The organism is Limnohabitans sp., assembly GCF_038134685.1.
Classification (GTDB): Bacteria; Pseudomonadota; Gammaproteobacteria; order Burkholderiales; family Burkholderiaceae_C; genus Limnohabitans_A.
On sequence record NZ_JAYPVP010000015.1, the window covers coordinates 9,088 to 31,669 of the forward strand.

General features: G+C 60.8%; 25 protein-coding genes and 2 tRNA genes. 6 read left to right on the top strand and 21 right to left on the bottom strand.

Features of this window, described 5'->3' with window-relative positions:
• On the top strand, nucleotides 1-977 hold a 977-nt coding region (locus AAFM15_RS07865), incomplete at its 5' end, for a DUF3418 domain-containing protein (protein WP_341686162.1).
• A 16-nt stretch (nucleotides 978-993) separates the two neighbouring features.
• Here AAFM15_RS07865 and AAFM15_RS07870 read toward each other — a convergent pair.
• From AAFM15_RS07870 to pobA, 3 genes are read right to left on the bottom strand one after another with little or no spacing between them, the layout of a single operon-like run.
• Nucleotides 994-1,608: a hypothetical protein gene (locus AAFM15_RS07870; RefSeq protein ID WP_341686163.1), complete on the bottom strand. Its 615-nt coding sequence runs from the start codon at nucleotides 1,606-1,608 to the stop codon at nucleotides 994-996.
• A gap of 54 nt (nucleotides 1,609-1,662) precedes the next feature.
• Complete coding sequence (locus AAFM15_RS07875) at nucleotides 1,663-2,529, bottom strand: CoA transferase (protein WP_341686164.1); 867 nt, start codon at nucleotides 2,527-2,529, stop codon at nucleotides 1,663-1,665.
• An 8-nt stretch (nucleotides 2,530-2,537) separates the two neighbouring features.
• Nucleotides 2,538-3,737 (bottom strand): 4-hydroxybenzoate 3-monooxygenase, encoded by a 1,200-nt coding sequence (gene pobA, locus AAFM15_RS07880; protein ID WP_341686165.1) that lies wholly within the window; start codon nucleotides 3,735-3,737, stop codon nucleotides 2,538-2,540.
• Nucleotides 3,738-3,883: 146 nt separating this feature from the next.
• On the opposite strand from pobA, the gene AAFM15_RS07885 reads away from it, so the two are divergent.
• Complete coding sequence (locus AAFM15_RS07885) at nucleotides 3,884-4,654, top strand: IclR family transcriptional regulator C-terminal domain-containing protein (RefSeq protein WP_341686210.1); 771 nt, start codon at nucleotides 3,884-3,886, stop codon at nucleotides 4,652-4,654.
• A gap of 3 nt (nucleotides 4,655-4,657) precedes the next feature.
• Here AAFM15_RS07885 and AAFM15_RS07890 read toward each other — a convergent pair.
• The 11 genes from AAFM15_RS07890 to lexA form a co-directional block, all read right to left on the bottom strand.
• Nucleotides 4,658-4,734 (bottom strand) — tRNA-Arg (locus AAFM15_RS07890).
• A 58-nt stretch (nucleotides 4,735-4,792) separates the two neighbouring features.
• Nucleotides 4,793-4,869 (bottom strand) — tRNA-Pro (locus AAFM15_RS07895).
• A 43-nt stretch (nucleotides 4,870-4,912) separates the two neighbouring features.
• A complete protein-coding gene (locus AAFM15_RS07900; protein WP_341686166.1) occupies nucleotides 4,913-5,605 on the bottom strand; it encodes a glutathione S-transferase N-terminal domain-containing protein in 693 nt (230 codons plus the stop codon).
• Between the two features lie 11 nt (nucleotides 5,606-5,616).
• Complete coding sequence (locus tag AAFM15_RS07905; RefSeq protein WP_341686167.1) at nucleotides 5,617-6,876, bottom strand: acyl-CoA dehydrogenase family protein; 1,260 nt, start codon at nucleotides 6,874-6,876, stop codon at nucleotides 5,617-5,619.
• Between the two features lie 23 nt (nucleotides 6,877-6,899).
• Nucleotides 6,900-7,994, bottom strand: a complete 1,095-nt coding sequence (locus AAFM15_RS07910; RefSeq protein WP_341686168.1) for a phosphotransferase — start codon at nucleotides 7,992-7,994, stop codon at nucleotides 6,900-6,902.
• A gap of 24 nt (nucleotides 7,995-8,018) precedes the next feature.
• Nucleotides 8,019-8,738, bottom strand: coding sequence for a Crp/Fnr family transcriptional regulator (locus tag AAFM15_RS07915; RefSeq protein WP_341686169.1), 720 nt, complete (start codon nucleotides 8,736-8,738; stop codon nucleotides 8,019-8,021).
• 58 nt (nucleotides 8,739-8,796) lie between these two features.
• Complete coding sequence (locus tag AAFM15_RS07920; protein ID WP_341686170.1) at nucleotides 8,797-9,576, bottom strand: oxepin-CoA hydrolase, alternative type; 780 nt, start codon at nucleotides 9,574-9,576, stop codon at nucleotides 8,797-8,799.
• Nucleotides 9,577-9,598: 22 nt separating this feature from the next.
• Nucleotides 9,599-11,116, bottom strand: a complete 1,518-nt coding sequence (locus AAFM15_RS07925; RefSeq protein ID WP_341686171.1) for a 3-hydroxyacyl-CoA dehydrogenase — start codon at nucleotides 11,114-11,116, stop codon at nucleotides 9,599-9,601.
• An 89-nt stretch (nucleotides 11,117-11,205) separates the two neighbouring features.
• Nucleotides 11,206-12,213 carry a D-2-hydroxyacid dehydrogenase family protein gene (locus tag AAFM15_RS07930; protein WP_341686172.1) on the bottom strand — a complete coding sequence of 336 codons (1,008 nt, stop codon included), beginning with the start codon at nucleotides 12,211-12,213 and terminating at the stop codon, nucleotides 11,206-11,208.
• A gap of 50 nt (nucleotides 12,214-12,263) precedes the next feature.
• The gene (locus tag AAFM15_RS07935) at nucleotides 12,264-12,557 is read right to left on the bottom strand and encodes a hypothetical protein (protein WP_341686173.1); all 294 of its coding nucleotides are present in this window, start codon (nucleotides 12,555-12,557) and stop codon (nucleotides 12,264-12,266) included.
• A 111-nt stretch (nucleotides 12,558-12,668) separates the two neighbouring features.
• Complete coding sequence (gene lexA / locus AAFM15_RS07940; RefSeq protein ID WP_341686174.1) at nucleotides 12,669-13,337, bottom strand: transcriptional repressor LexA; 669 nt, start codon at nucleotides 13,335-13,337, stop codon at nucleotides 12,669-12,671.
• 73 nt (nucleotides 13,338-13,410) lie between these two features.
• On the opposite strand from lexA, the gene AAFM15_RS07945 reads away from it, so the two are divergent.
• The gene (locus tag AAFM15_RS07945; protein ID WP_341686175.1) at nucleotides 13,411-14,364 is read left to right on the top strand and encodes an asparaginase; all 954 of its coding nucleotides are present in this window, start codon (nucleotides 13,411-13,413) and stop codon (nucleotides 14,362-14,364) included.
• Nucleotides 14,365-14,412: 48 nt separating this feature from the next.
• On the opposite strand, the gene adk is transcribed toward AAFM15_RS07945, so the two are convergent.
• From adk to AAFM15_RS07975, 6 genes are all read right to left on the bottom strand, one after another.
• A complete protein-coding gene (gene adk, locus AAFM15_RS07950; protein ID WP_341686176.1) occupies nucleotides 14,413-15,069 on the bottom strand; it encodes an adenylate kinase in 657 nt (218 codons plus the stop codon).
• Nucleotides 15,070-15,131: 62 nt separating this feature from the next.
• On the bottom strand, nucleotides 15,132-15,899 hold the full coding sequence (gene kdsB, locus AAFM15_RS07955) for a 3-deoxy-manno-octulosonate cytidylyltransferase (RefSeq protein ID WP_341686177.1): 768 nt from the start codon (nucleotides 15,897-15,899) through the stop codon (nucleotides 15,132-15,134).
• Between the two features lie 11 nt (nucleotides 15,900-15,910).
• Nucleotides 15,911-16,111: a Trm112 family protein gene (locus AAFM15_RS07960; protein ID WP_341686178.1), complete on the bottom strand. Its 201-nt coding sequence runs from the start codon at nucleotides 16,109-16,111 to the stop codon at nucleotides 15,911-15,913.
• Nucleotides 16,112-16,117: 6 nt separating this feature from the next.
• Nucleotides 16,118-17,146: a tetraacyldisaccharide 4'-kinase gene (lpxK, locus tag AAFM15_RS07965; protein ID WP_341686179.1), complete on the bottom strand. Its 1,029-nt coding sequence runs from the start codon at nucleotides 17,144-17,146 to the stop codon at nucleotides 16,118-16,120.
• Nucleotides 17,147-17,150: 4 nt separating this feature from the next.
• Nucleotides 17,151-17,570: a biopolymer transporter ExbD gene (locus AAFM15_RS07970; RefSeq protein WP_341686180.1), complete on the bottom strand. Its 420-nt coding sequence runs from the start codon at nucleotides 17,568-17,570 to the stop codon at nucleotides 17,151-17,153.
• Nucleotides 17,571-17,582: 12 nt separating this feature from the next.
• Nucleotides 17,583-18,203, bottom strand: a complete 621-nt coding sequence (locus AAFM15_RS07975; protein ID WP_341686181.1) for a MotA/TolQ/ExbB proton channel family protein — start codon at nucleotides 18,201-18,203, stop codon at nucleotides 17,583-17,585.
• A gap of 340 nt (nucleotides 18,204-18,543) precedes the next feature.
• Here AAFM15_RS07975 and xseA point away from each other — a divergent pair, with 340 nt between their 5' ends.
• From xseA to AAFM15_RS07990, 3 genes are all read left to right on the top strand, one after another.
• The gene (gene xseA / locus AAFM15_RS07980) at nucleotides 18,544-19,839 is read left to right on the top strand and encodes an exodeoxyribonuclease VII large subunit (RefSeq protein WP_341686182.1); all 1,296 of its coding nucleotides are present in this window, start codon (nucleotides 18,544-18,546) and stop codon (nucleotides 19,837-19,839) included.
• A gap of 80 nt (nucleotides 19,840-19,919) precedes the next feature.
• The gene (locus tag AAFM15_RS07985; protein ID WP_341686183.1) at nucleotides 19,920-20,501 is read left to right on the top strand and encodes a Fe-Mn family superoxide dismutase; all 582 of its coding nucleotides are present in this window, start codon (nucleotides 19,920-19,922) and stop codon (nucleotides 20,499-20,501) included.
• A 77-nt stretch (nucleotides 20,502-20,578) separates the two neighbouring features.
• Nucleotides 20,579-21,691 carry an NAD(P)/FAD-dependent oxidoreductase gene (locus AAFM15_RS07990; protein ID WP_341686184.1) on the top strand — a complete coding sequence of 371 codons (1,113 nt, stop codon included), beginning with the start codon at nucleotides 20,579-20,581 and terminating at the stop codon, nucleotides 21,689-21,691.
• A 21-nt stretch (nucleotides 21,692-21,712) separates the two neighbouring features.
• On the opposite strand, the gene pyrD is transcribed toward AAFM15_RS07990, so the two are convergent.
• Nucleotides 21,713-22,582: dihydroorotate dehydrogenase (quinone) (gene pyrD / locus AAFM15_RS07995; RefSeq protein ID WP_341686185.1), on the bottom strand; the 870-nt coding region annotated here is incomplete at its 5' end.

Below are 22,582 nucleotides of genomic sequence, written 5' to 3' on the forward strand. Positions count from 1 at the left end.
GCGACTCGCGGGCAACAACGCCGCTGGGGGTGCACAGCGCGGGGGGGCCGCGCGCCCGGAGGTGCGCCCCCCCTGGGGCGGCCGCGCCCCCCCGGCAGTCGACTGCACCGGCACAAGCGCAGAAAGCTGACCAACGTCACACCACCTGGTCCTTCGGCGAACTCCCCGAACTCATGGAAATCCGCAAGTCCAGCCAGACCCTGATCGGCTTCCCCGCCCTGGTCGACGCCGGTGACGCCGTCACCATCGAAGTCTTCGACGAACCCGAAGTCGCCGCCACCAAACACCGCCAAGGCCTGCGCCGTCTCTTTGCACTGCAGATCAAGGATGCGCTCAAATACCTCGAAAAGAACATCCCCGACCTGCAAAAAATGTCGGTGGCCTTCATGAGCCTGGGCACCAGTGACGAACTCAAAAACCAGATCATCGATGTCGCCATCGACCGCGCCTTCTTGCAAGACCCGCTGCCCACCGACGAAGCCGCCTTCAAAAAACGCGTGGAAGAGGGCCGGGGCCGTCTGACCCTGATCGCCAACGAAGTCGCTCGCCTGGCGGGCGTGATCCTGACCGAATACGCCAGCGCTGCCCGCAAGATCAAGGACACCAAAAACGCGCCCGATGTCACGCAGGATGCCACCCAGCAACTGCAGCGCCTCATGCCCAAACAGTTCATCGCCGCTACCCCGTGGTCGCAGCTGCAGCACTTTGCACGCTACCTGAAGGCCATCACCCTGCGCCTGGACAAAGTCCGCGCCGACCCCGCCCGCGATGCCCAGCGCATGACCGAGCTGAAAGCGCAAGAGCAGCGCTACTGGCGCCTGGTGGCCGAGCGCAAAGGCGCGCAAGACGCCCGCATGCTCGAATTCCGCTGGCTACTCGAAGAACTGCGCGTGAGCTTCTTCGCGCAAGAGCTGCGTACCCCGCAGCCGGTCAGCGTCAAGCGGCTGGACAAGACCTGGTCCCAGCTGACGTATTGAAGGGTGTCTTTGCTGCTTATTGCTTTTTGGACATCTTTTGTTTGGAGTCCAGATTTTGCAGCTGCTCACGCAACTGCTGCAGTTCTGCCTTGAAGCCTTCGGCGTCGCCGTAGTCCACAAAGTGGTTGTAACGGCTGTGGGCGTGGCGCACGCGGCGGGCGTGCTTGATAGGGCACCAGTATTGTTCGGTACGACTGGCAATTTCCGTGAAGTACGCGGCCAGGCCGTTGCCGTAGGAGCAATAGGCGCAGTTGATTTTTTCGAGTGTGTTCAGATAGGCCAGATGGGCACGGTCAAAGGTCCAGCAGTCCTTGCGACGCACGCGCTCGATGCGGTAGAGCGGAAAGCACAGCCACTGGTAGATGGTGAGCGCTGCGTCCAGCACGAGCATGGGCACGATCATGCTGTAAATGATGGGGGCGCTGATGGCGTGTCGAAGATCGGCATGGGTGACGTATTTGAACAGGCTGGTTTTGAAGCGGCGCTGCTGCTCCAGCACCGCACGCTCGAAGTGGACGCGCTTGTTTTCAAAATCGGCCTCAAACGCATCGCGGCGGCGCTTGAGTTCGGCCTGCAGCTCCTCTTCGAGCTGGTTGATACGTTCAAGAATGTCGTTCAGAGAGGTGTTCATGCCCTGTAGTAAAGCACACCTGCCTGTCAGTGCCAACTGCTGTAGTCGTTGGCCTCAGCGCAGGGTCATGAGCGGTATGTCTTTGGCCTGGGCCAGCGCGTCGATTTGCTTGCGGGTTTGACTGGCCAGAAATGCTGCAATCGCTCGGTGCACCGCAGGTCGGAACAAATCCTTGACGGGATGCTTGAGTGTGATGCCCGCTGCATCGCACAGGCGTTGCGCAAAATGAGGCTCCAGCGCGGCCATGGCGACGCGTCCGTTTTTACAGGCATAGAGCCGATAACCTGCGTGGGCGCCGCTTACTGCGCCCTTGGGCGTGGTCATGCCCCATTGGCGGGGCAAGGCCAGCCATGCAGCTGCGCTGCTGAGGGCGACTTCGTGGCGCGTGCCTTTGCCGGTGGTTTTTTGCATCAGCGTGGCTTGCAGTGCAGCCTCGCTGGCCATGAGTGCACCGCCCATGTCGGCAAACAGGCTGGCGGGGAGATCCATCCCGGGCACCAGGTCCACCTCTGCTTGGTAGGTGAGGTCGTGACCGGGGATTTCGGCCAAGGGCCCGGGCGCACCGACCACTTCCACCAAGCTCAGCTGCGGGTAGCGCTTGTGCAGCACTTTCCAGCCCAAGCCCAGTTTGGTGAGGGCAGAGGGCCGAAATGAAGTGAGCAAGATGTCTGTTTTCGCCAGCAGCTTGTGCAGCGCGGCTTGACCCTTCGCGTCTTTCAGGTCCAAGCCGATTTGCTCAATGCCTTGGTGCAGCTGGGCGTAGCCTTCGGCGGTGTAGTGCTGCATCGGGTCGCCTGCGGGCGGGTTGACCTTGGTGCAGCGCGCGCCCATGTTGGCCAGGCGGCGCAAGGCCGCTGGGCCGGGCAGGTTCAGGGCAAGGCTGACAATGCGCGTGCCGCGCAGGGGCTTGGATGTGCTCATGCCACCGATTATCGGTCGCCGAAATCCAGGGGCAGACCCACGTAGTTTTCGGCCATGGTGCGCGAGCCGGCTTCGCTGTGGATCAGGTAGTCAAGTTCGGCTTCCTGGAACTTCTGGCCGATGTCACCGTTTTCGGGGAAGTGGTGCATCAGGCTGGTGAACCACCACGAGAAACGCTCGGCTCGCCAGATGCGGCGCAAGCAGCGTTCGGAATAGCTGTCGATGCCGGCTTCGGAGTTTTCCTTGTAGTACTCGATGATGGCAGTCGACAGGTACTTCACATCGGTCGCAGCCAGGTTCAGCCCCTTGGCGCCGGTGGGCGGGACGATGTGGCCGGCGTCCCCTGCCAGGAACATGCGGCCAAAGCGCATGGGTTCGGTCACAAAGCTGCGCAGCGGGGCGATGCTTTTCTCGATGCTGGGACCCGTCACCAGTTGGGCTCGGGCTTCGGGGTCGAGGCGCTTGCGCAGCTCTTCCCAGAAGGCCTCGTCGCTCCAGTCTTCGACTTTGTCGGTCAGCGGGACCTGCAGGTAGTAGCGACTGCGGGTGGCGCTTCGCTGCGAGCACAGGGCAAAACCACGTGGGCTGTTGGCGTAGATAAGCTCGTGATGCACGGGTGGGGTGTCCGACAACAGGCCCAGCCAGCCAAAGGGATAGACTTTTTCGTATTCGCGAATCTTGTCTTTGGGAGCGCTGGCGCGGCACACGCCGTGAAAGCCATCGCAGCCAGCGATGAAGTCACACTCGATGGTGTGGGTGACGCCATCTTTTTCGTAGGTGACTCGGGGCTTGGCGGTTTCAAATTCGTGCACCTGTACGTTGTGGGCTTCGTAGACGGTGGGCAGGCCCAGTGACTGGCGAGCGTCCATCAGGTCACGTGTCACCTCGGTCTGACCGTAGACCATCACGTTCTTGCCGCTGGTGAGTTTGTTCATGTCGATGCGGTGACGTTCGCCGTTGAACAACAGGTCAAAGCCGCCGTGGATCAGGCCTTCCTTGTGCATGCGCTGGCCGACGCCGGCTTCGTCGAGCAGGTCAATGCACACTTGCTCCAGCACGCCTGCGCGGATGCGCGAGAGCACATAGTCGCCAGTCTGGCGCTCGAGGATGATGGCATCAATGCCGGCTTTGTAGAGCAGCTGGCCGAGCAACAAGCCGGAAGGGCCGGCGCCGATGATGGCAACCTGGGTGCGTGTGGATTTGGTCATGAGGCGTCTCCTGCTCAATGTGTTCATAAGTGATGGGTCAAGCTTAGGCAAAGGGAGCTTTGATGGCTGGCTACGGGTGCATGTAATGTGCGATGATCGATATGATTGTGCGATGTTCGCGCAAATTGATGGAGCTCAAACTGCAAATGACGATTGCCAAAGCAGACTACATCGAAGGCTTGGCCAAGGGCCTGGCAGTACTTGAAGCTTTTGACACCGAGCGTCAGCGGCTCAATGCCACTCTTGCTGCGCAACGTACCGGCATTACGCGGGCGGCTGCGCGTCGGCATTTGCTCACCCTCGCCGAACTGGGGTACCTGGACAGTGATGGCAGCCACTACTGGCTTTCGGCCCGGGTCTTGCGTTTTGCGGGTAGTTACATGGCGACCTCACGCTTACCTCGCACCTTGCAGCCCACCCTCAACCGCCTGGCTGCGCAGACCGAGGCCTCTTTTTCTGCAGTGGTGCTCGATGGTGGCGATGGCGTCATCGTCGCACGTAGCGCCGGTTCGCTCGAGCCGGTACGTCATATCGCTCATGGGCTGCACCTGGGCGCACGGTTACCGGCGCACGCTACATCTACCGGACGTGTGTTACTGGCCAATTTACCCAAGGACGAATTCGCACAATGGCTCAAGGGGCGTGTGCTCGCACGCATCACCCCAGAGACCGAAGTGGGGGCGACGATTTTTCGTAAATTGATTGACCAAGTGCGCAAAGACGACCACTGCCTGGCTCGCCAAGTCCATGAGTTGGGCATACATGCGCTGGCGGTGCCGCTGCGCAATATGCAGGGTCAGACGCTTGCAGCGCTCAATGTGGTGGGGACAGCCGAGCAACTGAGTGATGCGGCTGTCCAACGCAAGTGGTTGCCGTTGTTGCTGGAGGCGGCCAGGGAGTTGCGGCCGCTTTTGTAAGGGTGGCCTGTCCGGAGGGAATCGAACCCCCGACCGTCTGCTTAGAAGGCAGATGCTCTATCCAACTGAGCTACGGACAGATCAGAAGCACAAACCAGAGACACAAAAGGCCCTGAACGGGCCTTTGATGTCTGGAAATGGTCGGAGCGGCGGGATTCGAACTCGCGACCCTCTGCTCCCAAAGCAGATGCGCTACCAGGCTGCGCTACGCTCCGACAGGCATGATTCTACCCGGTAAACAGGCCAAAAAAGCCGACTTCAGCGTTGTTGATGCTGTCCGGCACCAAACAAATGGTGGCGCGCCTTGTCATCGGTCAAGGGTTTGCGGGCATCGGCCAGCACCTGCACGCCACGTTTGACAGCAGGGCGTGCATCCACGCGGTCATACCAGGCTTTGAGGGCCGGGTAGTCGGCCCAGTCGATGCCCTGGTTTTGCCAGCTGCGCAGCCAGGGGAAGATGGCGATGTCGGCAATGCTGTAGCTTTTACCGCCGATCCAGGGGCTGGACTCCAGCCGTTTGTTCATGACGCCGTACACGCGCTTGGCTTCGTTGGTGTAGCGGTCAATGGCGTAGCCAATTTTTTCGGTGGCGTAGATGCGAAAGTGGTGGGCCTGACCCAGCATGGGGCCCACGCCGCCCATCTGGAACATGAGCCATTGCAGCACTTCGAATTTGGCGCGATCGCTTTTGGGCAGGAATTTACCGGTCTTGGCGGCCAGGTAGGTGAGGATGGCGCCGGACTCGAACAGGGAGATCGGTTTGCCGTCCGGCCCCTCGCTGTCCACGATGGCCGGGATCTTGTTGTTGGGGCTGATCTTCAAAAAATCGGGCTGAAACTGGTCGCCGGTACCAATGTTGATGGGGTGCACGCGGTAGGGCAGGCGGCACTCTTCGAGCATGATGTGCACTTTGTGCCCGTTGGGTGTGGGCCAGGAATACAGGTCGATCATGGTTGTGTCTTTCAGCAGCCGCGGGTGACGGGCATCTCGGTTTCAACAGGTTTGAGCAGGTGCTTGGCCAGCTCCAGTTTGGCCAGCGAGTTGCGGTGGACTTCGTCCGGGCCATCGGCCAGGCGCAGTGTACGCTGGTTGGCCCACGAGTAGGCCAGCGGAAAGTCTTGCGACACGCCCGCGCCGCCGTGCGCCTGGATGGCCCAGTCAATGACTTGACCGGCCATGATGGGGGCCACGATCTTGATCATGGCGATTTCTGCGCGTGCGCCTTTGTTGCCCACGGTGTCCATCATCCACGCGGCCTTGAGGGTCAAGAGGCGGGCTTGCTCGATCATGCAACGGGCTTCGGCGATGCGCTCTTGCCAGACGCTTTGGCGGGCTACCTCGCGCCCAAAAGCGACGCGGCTGTTCAGGCGCTTGCACATCAATTCCAGAGCACGCTCGGCTGCGCCAATAGAGCGCATGCAGTGGTGAATGCGACCAGGGCCCAGGCGGCCTTGCGCGATTTCAAAGCCTCGGCCTTCGCCCAGCAGCATATGGTCAGCTGGCACGCGAACGTTTTCGAGCAGCACCTCCATGTGGCCATGTGGTGCATCGTCGTAACCAAAGACGCTCAAGGGGCGCAATACCTTGATGCCAGGCGTTTTGGCGGGCACCACGATCATGGATTGCTGCGCATGGCGAGCGGCCTCGGGGTCGGTTTTACCCATGACGATGTAGACCGCGCAGCGTGGATCGCCTGCGCCGGACGACCACCACTTGCGGCCGTTGATGACGTAATGGTCGCCATCACGCACGATGGAGCACTGGATGTTGGTGGCGTCCGATGAGGCCACCTCGGGTTCGGTCATCAGAAAGGCAGAGCGAATGTCACCGCGCAGCAAGGGTTCGAGCCAGCGGTCCTTGAGGGCTTCACTGGCGTAGCGTTCGAAGGTTTCCATGTTGCCGGTGTCGGGCGCGTTGCAATTGAACACCTCGGGCGCCCAAGGCACGCGGCCCATGATTTCGCACAAAGGCGCGTATTCCAGATTGGACAGGCCTTCAGGCGCACGCTTGCTGTGCGGCAAAAACAGGTTCCACAAACCAGCCTGGCGGGCCAAGGGTTTGAGTTCTTCGATGAGTTCGGTGGGAACCCAGGCATTGCCTTTGGCGCGGTTGGCTGCAATTTCGTCAAAAAAGCGTTGCTCGTTGGGGTAAATGTGCGTTTCCATGAACGCCAGCAGGCGCTTTTGCAAGTCCTGAACGCGGGGGCTGTAGTCAAAGTTCATGGTCTTCTCCTTGTCTTGTCGGTTCAAGCTACGCCGTGTTGCAGTGCGAAGTGCCACGCCAGCTCGGCCATGGGGCGCGCACCGGCACCCGAGGCTTTGGCCTGCTCGCTCGAGGCTGTGCCGTCTTCGTGGCGTTTGGCAATGCCTTGCAGGATGGCAGCCATGCGAAACAGGTTGTAGGCGAGGTAAAACGGCCAGTCTCGCGCCAGCTCGACAGGGCTGGTAAAGCCGGTGCGCTGGCAGTAGCGGGCAATGTAGTCCTGCTCTGAAGGGATGCCTAAATCGTCCAGGTCCAGTCCACCAATGCCGCGGAAGGTGCCGGGCTTGATGTGCCAGGACATGCAGTGGTAGCTGAAGTCTGCCAAGGGGTGGCCGAGGGTGGACAGCTCCCAGTCCAGTACAGCCAGCACGCGAGGTTCCTGCGGGTGAAACATGAGGTTGTCGAGCCGGTAGTCGCCATGCACGATGCTGGTCAGGCTGTTGTCCCTGGCGCTGTCAGGAAGGGCGCGGGGCAACCAGTCCATGAGACGGTCCATCTCGGCTATAGGCGTGGTGATGGAGGCCTGGTACTGCTTGCTCCAGCGCCCAATTTGCCGCTCGATGTAGTTGCCGGGTTTGCCGTAGCTGGACAAGCCTTGTGCTGCAAAGTCCACCTTGTGCAGTTCGGCCATGACGCGGTTCATCTCGTCGTAAATGTCGGCGCGCTGCGTGCGGCTCATGCCAGGTAACGATTGCTCCCAGAGCACCCGGCCTTCGACAAATGCCATGATGTAAAAAGCCCTGCCAATGACCGATTCGTCCTCGCACAGGGCAAGCATCTGCACCACGGGCACAGGCGTACCCTGCAGGCCGCGCATGACGGCGAATTCGCGTTCAATCGCGTGTGCCGATGGCAGCAATTTGGCGGCAGGGCCGGGTTTGGCGCGCATCACGTAGCTGCGGCTGGGGGTGGTGAGCTTGAAGGTGGGGTTGGACTGGCCCCCTTTGAAAACCTCAATCTGCAATGGACCGGCGTAGCCAGGCAGGTGTTGGTGGAGCCATCGCTCCAGTGCTGGGGTGTCAAAAGCCTGCGCGGCATGGGCAGGCCGGGTGCCCACGAAGGAATCAGGTTCACTCATGGGCACGTCCAGAGAAAAAGGGGCTCAATGTTCGCTGTTGACCACCGCCAGCAGACCTGTACGGTCGAGCACCAGCAAGCCGCCGGCTTCGATGCGGATGAGCGCTTCGCGCTCCATCTGCTTGAGCTCCTGGTTGACGCGTTGGCGCGAAGCGCCCAGCAATTGCGCCAGTTCTTCTTGCGCAAGCTGCAGGCTGATGCGAATCGCATCGGGTTGACTCAGGCAAGGCACGCCATAACTGCGTACCAGATGGTTGAGCTGCTTGGCCAGCCGCGCCCGCAAGGGCAGGGTGTTGAGATCTTCCACCAGACCGTAGAGCTGGCGTATGCGGCGCGACTGCAGGCGAAGCAGCGCTTCGTAAAACTCGGAATGCTGCGACAGGATTTTGCGGAAGTCGGCTTTGGCCACATTGAGTGTGGTGGTGTCGCCATGGGCATAGCAGTCGTGCGTGCGCTGGTCGCCGTCGAAGATGGCCACATCGCCAAACCAGATGCCTGGCTCCACATACGTCAGGGTGATTTGCTTGCCTGACACGGAAGTCGAGCTCACGCGTACCGCGCCACGAGCACAGGCAAGCCACACCTCGGGAGGTTCCCCGCGGGCGGCGATCATGTCGCCATCTCGGTAACGTTTGACGTAGGCGCATCGCAGAATGTCGTGTCGAAGTGTGGGTGACAGTGAGGAAAACCAGCGACCCGCATTGATCGCTTCTCTTTCCTCTATTGTCAGAATGGGTTCGTCCATGGTCTGTCCTATGGGTGACTGAAACAGGCTGCAGCTGTCGCCTGTGGGACCTTGTGGGTCACTGGTATTGCGGTTTTTGCTTGTTCAAAAAAGCGCTGATGCCAATGCCGGCATTGGTGTGATGCAAGTTGCGCACGAAGTGATCACGCTCGCGCTTGAGTTGTTCACTCAAGGAGCTGCCATCGGCTTCGAGCAGCAACTCCTTGATGCTGGCCATGCTGTTGGGTGCGCGGGCGTTCAGGCTCTCGGCTACATCCAAAGCCGTGGCCAATGCATCTGACGATTCGCACAAGCGGTTGACCACGCCCAGGGCGTGCAAACGTTCAGCCCCAATGCGCTCGCCCAACATCAGCAACTCTGTGGCAAGTTGACGAGGAATGGTTCGAGACAGGCTCCAGCTGCCACCGCCATCGGGAGAGAGGGCGATGCCGCTGTAGGCCATGACGAACACGCTGTTGCGTGCTGCGACGATCATGTCGCAAGCCAGTGCAAGAGAAAAACCGGCGCCTGCTGCCGGGCCTTCCACCGCGGCAATCACCGGCTTGGGGCAGGTGCGAATGGCCTCTATCCAGCTGTGCAGGCCTTCGATGCTTTGGGCTTGCACTTCGGGCGGCTGCTGGCGATTGTTTTGCAGACGTTGCAAGTTGCCCCCCGCGCTAAAGGTGCTGCCTTCACCGGTGATGACAATGGAGCGCACATCCGGGTTGGATTCGGCAGCATTCAGCGCTTCAACGCCTGCGGCATACATCTCGGGGCCCAAAGCATTGCGATGCTCGGGGTTGGAAATTGTCAGGATCAGGGTCTGACCCTGGCTGGTGCTGAGCAACTGGGCGGTCATGGTGTCTCCTGCGTCGCCGGGCTTATTCTTCTTGCATCAGGGACAAGCCAATCGCACCGCGTCGGCGCAGCCAGGGGCTGGGGCGATAACGCGGGTCACCATAAACAGTCTGCATGTTGAACAGGATTTCCAGCATGCTGTCCGGGCCGTAGCGGTTGCCCATGGCCAGCGGACCCATGGGATAGGCCAGACCCAGTGTCACGGCGGTTTCCAGATCTTGCGGGGTGCATACGCGCTGCTGGCACATGTCGCTGGCGATGTTGACGATGGAGGCCACCACGCGCTGGGTCACAAAGCCACCGCTGTCGCGAATCACCGAGACAGGCTTGCCATCACGCGAAAACAACGCGTGCGCTGCATCGCGAATGTCGGCACGGGTGGCGGGGTTGGTGGCTAGGACGCGACGCTTGGTGTCGCTGTCGGGCACCAGCATGTCGATGCCGATGGTGCGCGCCGGATCGTGGCGGTCCACCACGGCCACGGTGGTGACATCAAAACCCAGTGGGGCAACGATGGTCAGTGCCTCGGGCGATGGCGATGCACCAGTTTCAATTTTGGCGCCGAGGTCTTTGAGCAGTTGCAGCAGCTCTGAGCGGCGTGCAGCGCGTGGCGAGACCCAGACCGGCGGCATGTTTTCAACCACAGGTACAGCGGGCTCGGCAGGCACTTGCTGAACGCCATCCACATAGTTGTAGAAGCCTTCTCCGACCTTTTTGCCTACCACACCGCCAGCCAGGCGTTGCGCGGTGATGACGTTGGGGCGGTAACGCGGCTCGTCGTAGTACTGACGGTAAATCGCCTCGATCACGTGGTGGGACACATCCAGTGCCGTCAGGTCAAACAGCTCGAAGGGGCCAAGTCGAAAGCCGACTTGATCGCGCAGGATGCGGTCCACGGTCGCAAAGTCGGTGATGCTCTCGCTGACGATACGCAGTGCCTCGGTGCTGTACGCGCGACCAGCATGGTTGACGATGAAGCCAGGCGTGTCTTGGGCTTGCACTGGGGTGTGTCCCATCTGGCGGGCGAAGGTGGACAAGCGCTGACACACCGCTGCATCGGTTTTGAGGCCGGCAATGACCTCCACCACTTTCATGAGCGGCACGGGGTTGAAGAAGTGGTAGCCGGCAAAGCGCGTTGGGTGTTGCATGCCAGCGGCAATCGCTGTGACCGAAAGTGAAGAGGTGTTGGTGACCAGTACGCAATCAGCGGCAACGACTTTTTCCAGCTCGGCAAAGACGGCTTTCTTGATCTCGATTTTTTCGACAATGGCTTCTACCACCAGCTGACAGCCGGCCAGGTCTTTCAAGGTGTTGGCCTGGTGCAGGCGGGCCTTGTTGGTGGCCACCGCTTCGGTGCTGAGCTTGCCTTTGTCGGCCAGTTTGTCCCAGGTCTGGCCCAGTGCTTCGCAGGCTTTGGCGCTGGCCCCTTCCTGAGTGTCAAACAGCCAGACCTGGCTGCCGGCTTGAGCTGCAATTTGGGCGATGCCGCGGCCCATGGCGCCAGCACCAATGATGGCAACGTTTTGGAATTCAACGGTCATGAGGGTACCTGATGTCTCTTTAAATGGGGGCGGGCGTTCTTGTGCAACGCCAATCGAAAACGGTCAATTATGCGTGTACTGACGAATGCTCAGCGGCGTACCTGCAGCGCACCGGGGTTGACGATATTGGTAGGCGTGCCTTTGATGAAGTTCACCACGTTCTCAAATGCAGCGCTGAAGTACAGCTCGTAACTGTCTTTTTCAACGTAGCCCAGGTGGGGGGTGCAAATGCAGTTTTCGAGCCGCAGCAGGGCAGAGCCTTGCAAGATGGGTTCGGACTCGAAGACGTCAATCGCTGCCAGTCCCGGGCGACCCCGGTTCAGGGCGCTGATCAAGGTGTTGGCGTCGATCAGCTCTGCACGGGCCGTGTTCACCAAGGTGGCTGTGGGCTTCATGCGTCCCAGGTCGTCGGCGGTGACGATGTTGCGTGTGGTGTCACTGAGGCGCAGGTGCAAGGTCAGCACATCTGAATTTTCAAAAAAGGCCTCACGGCTGGGGGCAGCGTGATGCCCGTCATGGACTGCGCGTTGACGTGCAGATTCGCTACCCCAGATCTGGACATGCATGCCGAAAGCCTGCCCGTAACCGGCCACCAGTTGCCCGATCCGGCCATATCCCCATATCCCCAAAGTACGGCCACGCAAGCTGGTACCCAGACCAAAATTGGACGGCATGGAAGCGGCCTTCAGGCCGGATTGCTGCCAGGCTCCGTGTTTGAGGTTGCCAATGTATTGGGGCAAGCGCCGGGCGGCGGCCATGATCAGTGCCCAGGTTAACTCGGCAGGCGCAACGGGGGAGCTTGTACCCTCGGCCACGGCAATGCCCCGTTCGGTGCAGGCCGCCAGGTCTATGTGCGCGCCCACGCGGCCTGTTTGGGCAATCAGCTTGAGCTTTGGCAGTTTCTCGATCAGGGCACGGTTCAAGGCAGTGCGTTCACGGATCAGGACCAGGATGTCGGCATCCTTGAGGCGCACCGAAAGCTGCCCAAGTCCTTTGATGGTGTTGGTGTACACCTTGGCTGGGTAAGCCTCGAGCTTGGCGGCGCAATCGAGTTTGCGCACCACATCCTGATAGTCGTCCAGAATCACAATGTTCATACCGCCATTGTGCCTTGCGCCAGACGGTTCTGGCCAAGTGGAGCCTGCAATCAGTGCAGTGTCTGGCGAGCTTCCCGTTCAGCCAGGCGATCCAGTTCGGCGCAGATATCGGCCATGCGTCCAGACATGACCATGCGACCAGCACAATCATGACGAATCCCGTCTTCAGCCAAACGTACCACGCGCAAAGGGGTGCTGCGCGGCGTCTGGCAGCTCATTGGGCGGGCAAGTACTGCCGCTGGTGTCGTGCAAGAAGCAGAGGTGGTGCGTGATGGGTTCTTTGCACGCGGTGTACGGGTCCAGGCGTTGAACAAGCTGGAAAGAGCAACAAGAGCGATGGCCATGTGAAACCTCAAAAATCAAAGTTTGAACACAGGCGAGATTGAACAAAGAGCCGTGCTTTCGGGGCTGCACCAAGCAGTGCCGCGCCCGCCACCCGAAGGCAGGCCCGTGGTTTACATCATCAGGGTGTTGCGGATCAGACCGACCGCGCGCCCTTCGATTTCAAAAGACTCTTCCGGGTCCACAACGATGACCGGGTAGTCCGGGTTTTCGGGCAACAGCTCGATGCGGCCGCCGCTTTGGTTGAGGCGTTTGACGGTAACGTCTTCGCCCAGACGCGCCACCACAATCTGACCGTTACGGACTTCCTTGGTGGATTTGACGGCCAGCAGGTCGCCATCCATGATGCCGGCATCGCGCATGGACATGCCTCGTACGCGAAGCAGGTAGTCTGGCTGTTCGGTGAACAGGCTGCTTTCCAGGTGGTAGGTACGGTCGACATGTTCCTGGGCGAGAATCGGGGAACCGGCGGCAACACGGCCGATCAGGGGCAGAGACAATTGTCCCAGGCCAGGCAAGGTCAAACTCAGGCTGTCGATGCTGGCGCGAGTACTGCGGTGACTGCCCTTGAGTCGGATGCCGCGTGAGGTGCCGCTGACCAGTTCGATGGCGCCTTTGCGGGCCAGGGCTTGCAGATGTTCTTCGGCAGCGTTGGCTGACTTGAAGCCCAGCTCGTGAGCGATTTCGGCTCGGGTGGGCGGAGCGCCGGTGGAGGCGATGGTGTTCTGGATGAGCTCCAGAATTTGTTGCTGACGAGCGGTGAGCTTGGGACTGTCGATCATGGCAGACTCCTGTTTGGGAAACTGTTTGTTTATCCAGTAACTGTATTTTTAACCAGTTTTTGGGGTTGCGCAAGTGGCAAATGCAAAAAAAATCGAAAAAATTGTGGTTTTGGGCACAGGTGGCACCATTGCGGGTAAGGCCCGCGAAGCTCAAGACCATGTGGGTTATGTCGCTGGCGAGCTGTCGGTTCGGGATGTCCTTGCCTCGGTCGAAGGGGTGTCAGACATACTGGGACCCGTTGCATTGGTCTGCGAGGAAGTGGCACAACTCGATAGCAAAGACATGGATGCGTCCATTTGGCATACCTTGGCTTTACGTGTTCGTTACTGGGCTGGCCAGTCCGATGTCGGAGCGGTGTTGATCACGCACGGGACAGATACCCTTGAAGAGAGCGCCTGGTTTTTGGCGCAGACCTGTGCAGTCGGGTGTCCTGTCATCCTGGTCAGTGCCATGCGCCCAGCCAGTGCGTTGTCGCCCGATGGACCACAAAACCTGCGCGATGCGCTGGTGGTGGCCTTGGATGCGGGCAGTCAGGGTGTGCTGGCCGTGTCTGCAGGTGCGGTCCATGCCGCGCGTCACGTGCACAAGGCTCATCCTTATCGGGTGGATGCGTTCAGTTCAGGGCAAGCCGGTGTGCTGGGATGGGTGGAGGCCGGGAAGGTGCGTTGGCAACAGCCTGCAGGGGCGTACACAAGCACGCACCAAGACCTGCCCACGCCGGATCAATGGCCGTGGGTGGAGGTGCTCACCAGTCACGCCACGGCAAAGGCCACCAGTGTGGATGCGTTGGTGGCAGCAGGTGTGCAAGGTCTGGTCGTGGCGGCCACCGGCAATGGCACGGTGCATGCGCAGTGGGAACAGGCCTTGGTACGTGCCAGAGCGAAAGGTGTGGTGGTGTGGATCAGCACCCGTTGTGAACAGGGGCAGGTGGTGCGTCCTCAATCTGAGGCTTGCGCATGGGGGGTGTTCACCGATTTGCCAGCGCTGAAAGCCCGAATCAGCTTGATGCTGGAGCTGATGAAATGACAAAGCCCCGCATTGCGGGGCTTTGCTTTGAGGAGATCGGTGAAAGAATCAGCTCGCCAGTGCCTCGAAAGCACGGGCTGTGATGTCGTCCACGCTGCCCATGCCGCTGATGGCACGGTACTTTGGAGCTGCAGCGGCGTCTGCCTTGGCCCAGCCAGAGTAGTAGTCCACCAAGGGGCGGGTTTGGCTACTGTAGACATCCAGACGTTTTTTGACGGTTTCTTCCTTGTCGTCGTCGCGCTGCACCAGCGGTTCGCCGGTCACATCGTCCTTGCCTTCGACCTTGGGCGGGTTGAACTTGACATGGTAGGTGCGGCCCGAGGCGGGGTGCGAACGGCGACCGCTCATGCGCTCGATGATGGCATCAAAAGGCACATCGATTTCGAGCACGTAGTCCAGTTTGACGCCAGCGGCCTTCATGGCCTCGGCCTGGGGGATGGTGCGGGGGAAGCCGTCGAACAGGAAACCTTGTGCGCAATCCGCCTGGGCGATGCGGTCTTTGACCAGATTGATGATCAGCTCATCGCTGACCAGACCACCGGCGTCCATGACCTTTTTGGCTTCCAGACCCAGAGGGGTGCCGGCCTTGACGGCAGCTCGCAGCATGTCACCCGTGGAGATTTGCGGGATGCCGTATTTCTGGCAGATGAAGTTGGCCTGGGTGCCTTTGCCGGCGCCGGGTGCGCCCAACAGGATCAGTTTCATATCTCTTCCTTGTCGACGGGATCAATAGCTTTTGAGGATAGCACGTGGCCCCTTATGCAGACTTACGCTGCAAGCAGGCGACGCACGCGTTCGAGATCTTCAGGCGTGTCTACACCGGGGCCGGGGGCGCGGTCGGTGATGTGCACGGCGATCGCATGGCCATGCCACAGCGCACGCAGCTGCTCCAGTGACTCCAGCGTTTCGGTCGGTGCGGCTTGCAGTTGGGGAAACTGCTTGAGAAAACCCACGCGGTAGCCGTAAATGCCGACATGCCGCAGCGGTGCAGGGCTGGGCAGCGCCTTGAGGGTGCTGCCTTGTTGACCATCGCGCCACCAGGGAATGGGCGCGCGACTGAAATAGTGTGCCAGACCTTGGCGGTCCAGCACGACTTTGACCACATTGGGGTTGAGAAAGTCAGCCAGGTTGTCAATGGCGTGAGCGGCGGTGCTCATGCTCGCTTGCGGGTGCCGGGCCAGCAGGTGCGCGACCTGGTTGACCAGGCTGGGATCCATCATGGGCTCATCGCCCTGGACGTTGACCACAATGTCGTTGTCATGCAAGCCCAGCAGGGTGCAGGCTTCGGCCAGACGGTCGCTGCCGCTGGGGTGGTCGGTGCGGGTGCGCAGGGCGTGGACCTGATGCGCTTCGCAAGCCTGAACAATGCGTTCGTCATCGGCTGCCACGACCACGTGGCTCGCCCCTGATTGTTGGGCCTGACGCGCGACGCGTACCACCATGGGCAGTCCCCCAATGTCGGCCAGGGGTTTGTCGGGCAGGCGGCTGGAAGCCATACGAGCCGGAATGATGACGGTAAAGCGTGGGGAATGCATCCGTGCTGCCCTCAGTTTGAGGCAGGGGCTGTGCGATCGAGTTCATCGTCGCTCAGGACTCTCGCTTCGTTCTCCAGCAGGATGGGAATGCCATTGCGAATGGGGTAGGCCAAACGGGCGCTGCGTGAGCGCAGCTCCTGACGTTCGCGGTCGTACTCAAGAGGCCCTTTGGTCACAGGGCATACCAGCAGTTCAAGGAATTTGGAGTCCATGCCCGATCATAGCGGCTTGGCTGTTGGGCTTTGTGCCAACAGACGGTCCAACGCGTCGTTAAAGGACGCAGGGATATCCAGCAACAAGGGAACGGCCAACACCTCGGGGTGATTGGGCCAGAGTTTGACGGCGTCTTTTTCAGTGCAAACAATGGTCCCATTGCCCGCTGGCGCTTTCCAAGCGCCAAAGTCGGCATGGTCGGGCCAAGCCCGGGTCGTTGCAAGCTGCAAGCCTTGCTCGCGCAGCATGTCGAAAAACGCTTCAGGCCTGGCAATGCCGGCCAGTGCGTGGACACACAGGCCTTGCAGTGAGGCCAGGGGCGTTCGGTCCCCGTATGCGTTGACCGCGTAGTTGGCCAGCTGTCGATGCATGGCAAAAGACGGTGTCTGGGCGAGCGCCGGGCAAGCGCCGCTGTGCAGCAACAGGTCTGCCTTGCGTGGCCAGGGCTCACGCAAAGGGCCAGCTGGCAGCAGCCAACCATTGCCGATGCCGCGCTCGTCCATGACCAGCACTTCCACGTCACGCGCCAGTGCCAGGTGCTGCAGGCCATCGTCACAGACGATGATCTCGGTCTCGGGGTGCTGAGCCAGCAAGGCACCAGCTGCCTGGGCACGTTGGGCGCCGACAAACACCGGCACGCCTGTGCTGCGCGCCAGCAGCAGGGGTTCGTCGCCAACCTCGTGGGCCAGACTGTCTGGGTGTACAGACAGCACTTGCTGGCTTTGGCGACCATGTCCGCGCGAGACGATGCCCACCTTGTATTGGCATTGTTTGAGGTGTTCCACAATGGCTTGGGTGACAGGCGTTTTGCCTGCGCCGCCGGCGACCACATTACCCACCACGATCACTCGAACCGGCAACTGGGTCGACCGGGCCCACTGCCAGCGGTAAGCCAGTTGGCGCAAGCGCAACACTACGGCATACAGCGCAGCCACGGGACGCAAGGCCCAGGCGCTCAGGCCTCGCGACAGCCAGACGCGCGGGAGCCAGCCGTGCAGACCGGCTTCGGGTGAATGGCTGTAGGCCTTGCCCATGCCTTCAGGGGCTCTTGCCCTCGCCAGTCTGGGTGGCAAAGGTGATGCGGCTGAGCCCGCTTTGACGCGCCGCTTCCATGGCAGAGATCACGGCTTGGTGGGAGGCCATGGCATCGGCGCTGATGACCAGGGTGGTTTCCGGTTGGGAATAGGCAGCCAGTGCACGGGCCAAGGCTGTCACGCCGGTAGAAGAGACCGGGGTCTTGTTGATCAGGTAAGCGCCCTTGGCGGTGATGGACAACACCAGCAGCTGGGTGCGGGGTGTTTCCTTTTGCACATTGGCAGAAGGCAAGGTGAGGTTGATTTCCGTCATACGCGACCAGGTGGTCGAGAGCATCAGGAAAATCACGATCACCAGCAGCACATCGATGAACGCGATCAGGTTGATCTCAGGCTCTGATGTGGTGCGCGAATGAAACCGCATGGCGTTCCTTCCTTAGCCGCGCAGTTGGCGCAGGTGACGAACAAAGCGCTCGGAGGAAGACTCGAGGGACAGAATCTGGCGGTCCACGGTGGCGCGGAAATAGCGCCATGCCATCAGCGAGGGAATGGCCACGATCAGGCCAAAAGCGGTGTTGTACAAAGCGATCGAGATACCGTGTGCCAACTGAACCGGTTGATTCCCGCCAATGGCCTGGTCTGCACCAAAAATCTCGATCATGCCGACCACCGTGCCCAGCAACCCCAGCAAGGGTGCAACGGAGGCGATGGTGGCCAGGGCGGGCAAGAAGCGCTCGAGTTGCATGGTGGTCTGGCGTCCCTGCAGTTCCATGCGTTCTCGAATGCGCTCTTCACTGGCGCGCGGCTCTTCGTGCAGGCACTGTAAGGCGCTGGCCAGGACCTGACCCAGGGGACTGGATTGGCCAATTTTCTGGATGGCATCCACAGTAGGGAACCCTTTGCGGGTCAGATCAATGGTTTGCTGTACGAGAGCAGGGGGCAAAACACGTTCATCGCGCAGTTGCAGGGCGCGTTCGATGATCAAGGCCAAGGCCAGGATTGAGCAGGCAATGAGGGGCCAAATGGGCCAGCCAGCGGCAACAATGATGGACAGCAAAATCCGTTTCCTTCCCGAAATCGTCGTGTTGTAGCTTTGGGCTGCATTATGGCCGATGGCCTTGCGTATGCCCTGTCCACACGTCTGCGCGCGGTCTGTGGATAACTTTGTGCAAAACTGGTTCCGCGCACGGCTTTTGTGGCCGTTTGGTACTCCTTGAATTGATCACATTGGTTTTCATAAGCGAAAAATATCGTTTAAAATCAACAACATAAGTTGTTTCAAAATGTGTTTCACGAAAAATCAAGGACTTACGAGCTGGGCGAGCCAATCTGTGGAACACTCAGGCCAGACGGGGTGCGGCATGCCGCCGGAAAATCCCGTGAAACACTGATCAATCATGTCTTTTTCCTCTTTTCAAGACACTTCGACTGGCCGTTCCTGGACGGTGGCCGCGCTGTGCCGCGCGGTTGCAGACCAGCTGGACGCCCGCTTCAACCCGGTAACGGTAAGGGGTGAGTTGTCGGGCTTTACACGCGCCGCCAGTGGCCATTGCTACTTCACCCTCAAGGACGAGGGCGGACAGTTGCGTTGCGCCATGTTCAGGCGTGCGGCCTCGCAGCTGGATTTTGAGCCACGTGATGGTGCCCTGGTCGAGGTGACGGGGCGCCTGGGGGTGTACGAAGCCCGTGGTGACCTGCAACTGGTGGCCGAAACCATGCGCCAGGCCGGGCAGGGGGCCTTGTACGAACAGTTCCTGCGCCTCAAAGCCAAACTGCAGGCCCAAGGGCTGTTTGATGTCGAGCGCAAACGCGAAATTCCAGCGTTCGTGCGGCATGTGGGCGTGGTCACTTCATTGGGCGCAGCTGCCTTGCATGACGTGGTGACCGCCTTGCGTCGCCGTGCACCTCATGTTCGTGTAACGGTTGCTCCCGCCTTGGTGCAGGGCGCTGGCGCCCCGGCCAGCCTGATGCAGGCTTTGCAAAGCCTGTGGCCTCTGGCTGGTCAGCCCTCGCAGCCGTTGCAAGCCATTTTGCTGGTGCGCGGCGGCGGCTCGCTGGAAGATTTGTGGGCCTTCAACGACGAAGCGCTGGCCCATGGCGTGGCCCAAAGCCCGGTGCCTGTCATTTCAGGCGTGGGGCATGAAACCGATTTCACCATTGCCGATTTTGTGGCCGATGTTCGGGCCCCCACGCCCACAGCTGCGGCCGAACTGGTGGCAGGTTCGCGTGTGCGGGCGCTGGAACAGTTGCAGGTGTTGCAACACCGCCTGGAGCGGTCCAGCCACCGGCATACGGAGCGTCAGGCACAGCGGCTCGATGGGTTGGCAGCGCGTTTAAGCCGTCCCCAAGCCGTGCTGATGCAGCAGCAACGTTGGCTGGACCGTCTGGGCGAGCGCATCAGAAACAGCCGCAGTACCCGCGCACTGCAGGAGCGCCACCGTTTGCGGCGTCTGCAGGACCGTCTGGTCGCAGGCGTGTCGGGGCAAAGCCGCCAGCATGTCCAGCGTGTGGATCAACTGGCCTGGCGTCTGAAGGCTTTGGACCCGCATCAGGTGCTCGAACGCGGCTACGCTTGGCTCAGTGACGAGCAGGGCCTGGCCATTGCCAGCGTGCAGCAACTCAAAGTCGGGCAGGCTGTGCAGGCTACCTTGGCGGACGGCCAGGTGCCATTACAGGTGTTGCCAAAGGGGTGAAACCCCTGCATGCCCCATGGGCAGCCCGCTGCCTCTAAAATGCATTTTTCAAAACCCACTGACCCCTACAAGAGGACACCATGGAACATACCTTGCCCGCACTGCCTTACGCCATTGACGCTCTGGCTCCTCACTACAGCCAGGAAACCCTGGAGTTCCACCACGGCAAGCACCACAACGCCTATGTGGTCAACCTGAACAACCTGCAAAAGGGCACTGAATTTGAGAGCATGGACCTGGAGTCCATCGTCAAGAAGTCCAGCGGTGGCATTTACAACAACGCCGCCCAGATCTGGAACCACACCTTCTTCTGGAACTGCATGAAACCCAACGGCGGTGGCGAGCCCACCGGCGCCCTGGCTGCAGCCATCAACGCCAAGTTCGGCAGCTACGCCGCTTTCAAAGAGGCGTTCGTCAAAAGTGCCGTGGGCAACTTCGGCTCCGGCTGGACCTGGCTGGTCAAAAAGGCCGACGGCTCGGTGGACATCGTCAACATGGGCGCCGCTGGCACCCCCCTGACCACCGCCGACAAAGCCCTGCTGACGGTGGACGTGTGGGAACACGCCTACTACATCGACTACCGCAACCTGCGTCCCAAGTTCGTCGAGACCTTCCTCGACAAGCTGGTGAACTGGTCGTTTGCCGAAGCCAACTTCGCCTGATCTGACGATCGCGAGTCAGTACGCGAATAAGCTTCAAGGCCCGGCACTGACCGGGCCTTGTTTCTTTCTGGAGAGGTATGGAACAAGTTGATGCTGTGGTGATCGGCGCTGGCGTGGTCGGTCTGGCGGTGGCCCGTGCGCTGGCGCTGCAGGGGCTGGAGGTCATGCTGCTGGAATCCGAAAACGCGATCGGCACCGGCACCAGCTCGCGCAACAGCGAGGTCATTCACGCCGGGATTTATTACCCCGCCGGTTCGCTCAAGGCGCGACTGTGCGTGCAGGGCAAAGCGCTGCTTTACGCTTACTGCGCCGAGCGGGGTGTGTCCCATTCGCGCTTGGGCAAACTGATTGTGGCGACATCGCCTGAACAGGTCGGGCAACTGGCAGCCATTCAAGCCAAGGCGGCTGCCAACGGCGTGCACGATTTGCAGGTGCTCAGCGCGGCGCAGGCGCGTGCGCTGGAGCCGGATCTGCAGTGTCATGCCGCCTTGCTGTCGCCCAGCACCGGCATTGTGGACAGCCATGGCCTGATGCTGGCCCTGCAAGGTGATATGGAAAACGCAGGAGGCTTGCTGGCCTTGGTGTCGCCGGTCAGCAGCATCGGTGTGGGGCAAGGCACGGCCAGCCATCCCTTGCGTGTCAGCACACAAGACGGCACCGAGCTGGCTGCGCGCTATGTGGTCAACGCGTCAGGCCTGAACGCTGTCGCTTTGGCGCAGCGCACACAAGGCATGGACACGGCAGCTGTGCCTACTGCCCATTACGCCAAAGGCAATTACTTCACGCTGGCGGGCAAGGTACCGTTTTCGCACTTGATTTATCCGGTGCCCGAAGCCGCGGGCCTGGGCGTGCACCTGACGTTGGATCTGGGAGGCCAAGCCAAGTTCGGGCCGGATGTGCAATGGGTCAACGATCCGACCGATCTGGTGGTGGAGGCAAGCCGAGGTGTCGCCTTTTATGCCGAGGTCCGCAAGTACTGGCCTGGCTTGCCCGATGGCGCTTTGCAATCGGGCTATGCGGGTATGCGACCCAAAATCAATGGCCCTGCAGAAGCTGCGGCCGACTTCATGGTGCTCGGACCGCAGGCGCATGGTGTGGCCGGGCTGGTGCACCTGCTGGGCATCGAGTCCCCAGGGTTGACCAGTGCGCTGGCAATGGCCGCCGAGGTGCGCCAGCGCCTGGGCCTTTAAGTCCTTGCCAAACGCGCGGTTTCAGCGCTTCATTTGCTGCAATGCGCTGGCCACTTCGGTGACCAGTGCAGGGCCTTTGTAGATCAGGCCGCTGTAGAGCTGCACCACGTCGGCACCGGCGCGTATTTTTTCAATCGCATCGTGGCCGCTGAGGATGCCGCCCACGCCAATGATCGGAAAACCTGCGCCCAGGTGCGCACGCAGTTGTGCAATCACGCGGTTGGAGCTTTCGAACACCGGCGCGCCCGACAGGCCGCCGGCTTCCTCGGCGTGCTGCAGGCCGGTGACCGCATCGCGGGCCAGGGTGGTGTTGGTGGCAATGACGCCTTCCATGCCGTGTTTTTTCAGGGTGGCCGCGATCAGGCCAACTTGGGTTTCATCCAGGTCGGGGGCAATTTTCAGGAACATGGGGACATGCCGTCCGTGCTCCTGCGCCAGTTCGGCCTGGCGGGTTTTGAGGGCGCCCAACAAACCGTCCAGTGCCTCATCGCTTTGCAGAGCGCGGAGGTTTTTGGTGTTGGGGCTGGAAATGTTCACTGTTACGTAGTCGGCGTGGGGGTACACACCGGCCAGTGCGATCAGGTAATCGTCCGTGGCCTGCTCGATGGGGGTGGCTGCGTTCTTGCCGATGTTCAGCCCCAGCAGACGGTCATGCTGGCGAAAGTGGGCTTTGCGCACATTGGCAATGAAGGCGTCCAGGCCTTCGTTGTTGAAGCCGAGGCGGTTGATCAGGCCTTGCGCTTCGGGCAGGCGGAACATGCGCGGCATGTCGATCGTTTCGAACATCGCCTCATGCTTGATCGCAAACAGCACCGGTTCTTGCGGCAAGGTGCCATCGACCACGGTCTTGATGCCGAGCAAAAGGCCGGAGAGACCCGCTAACGCGCCCGA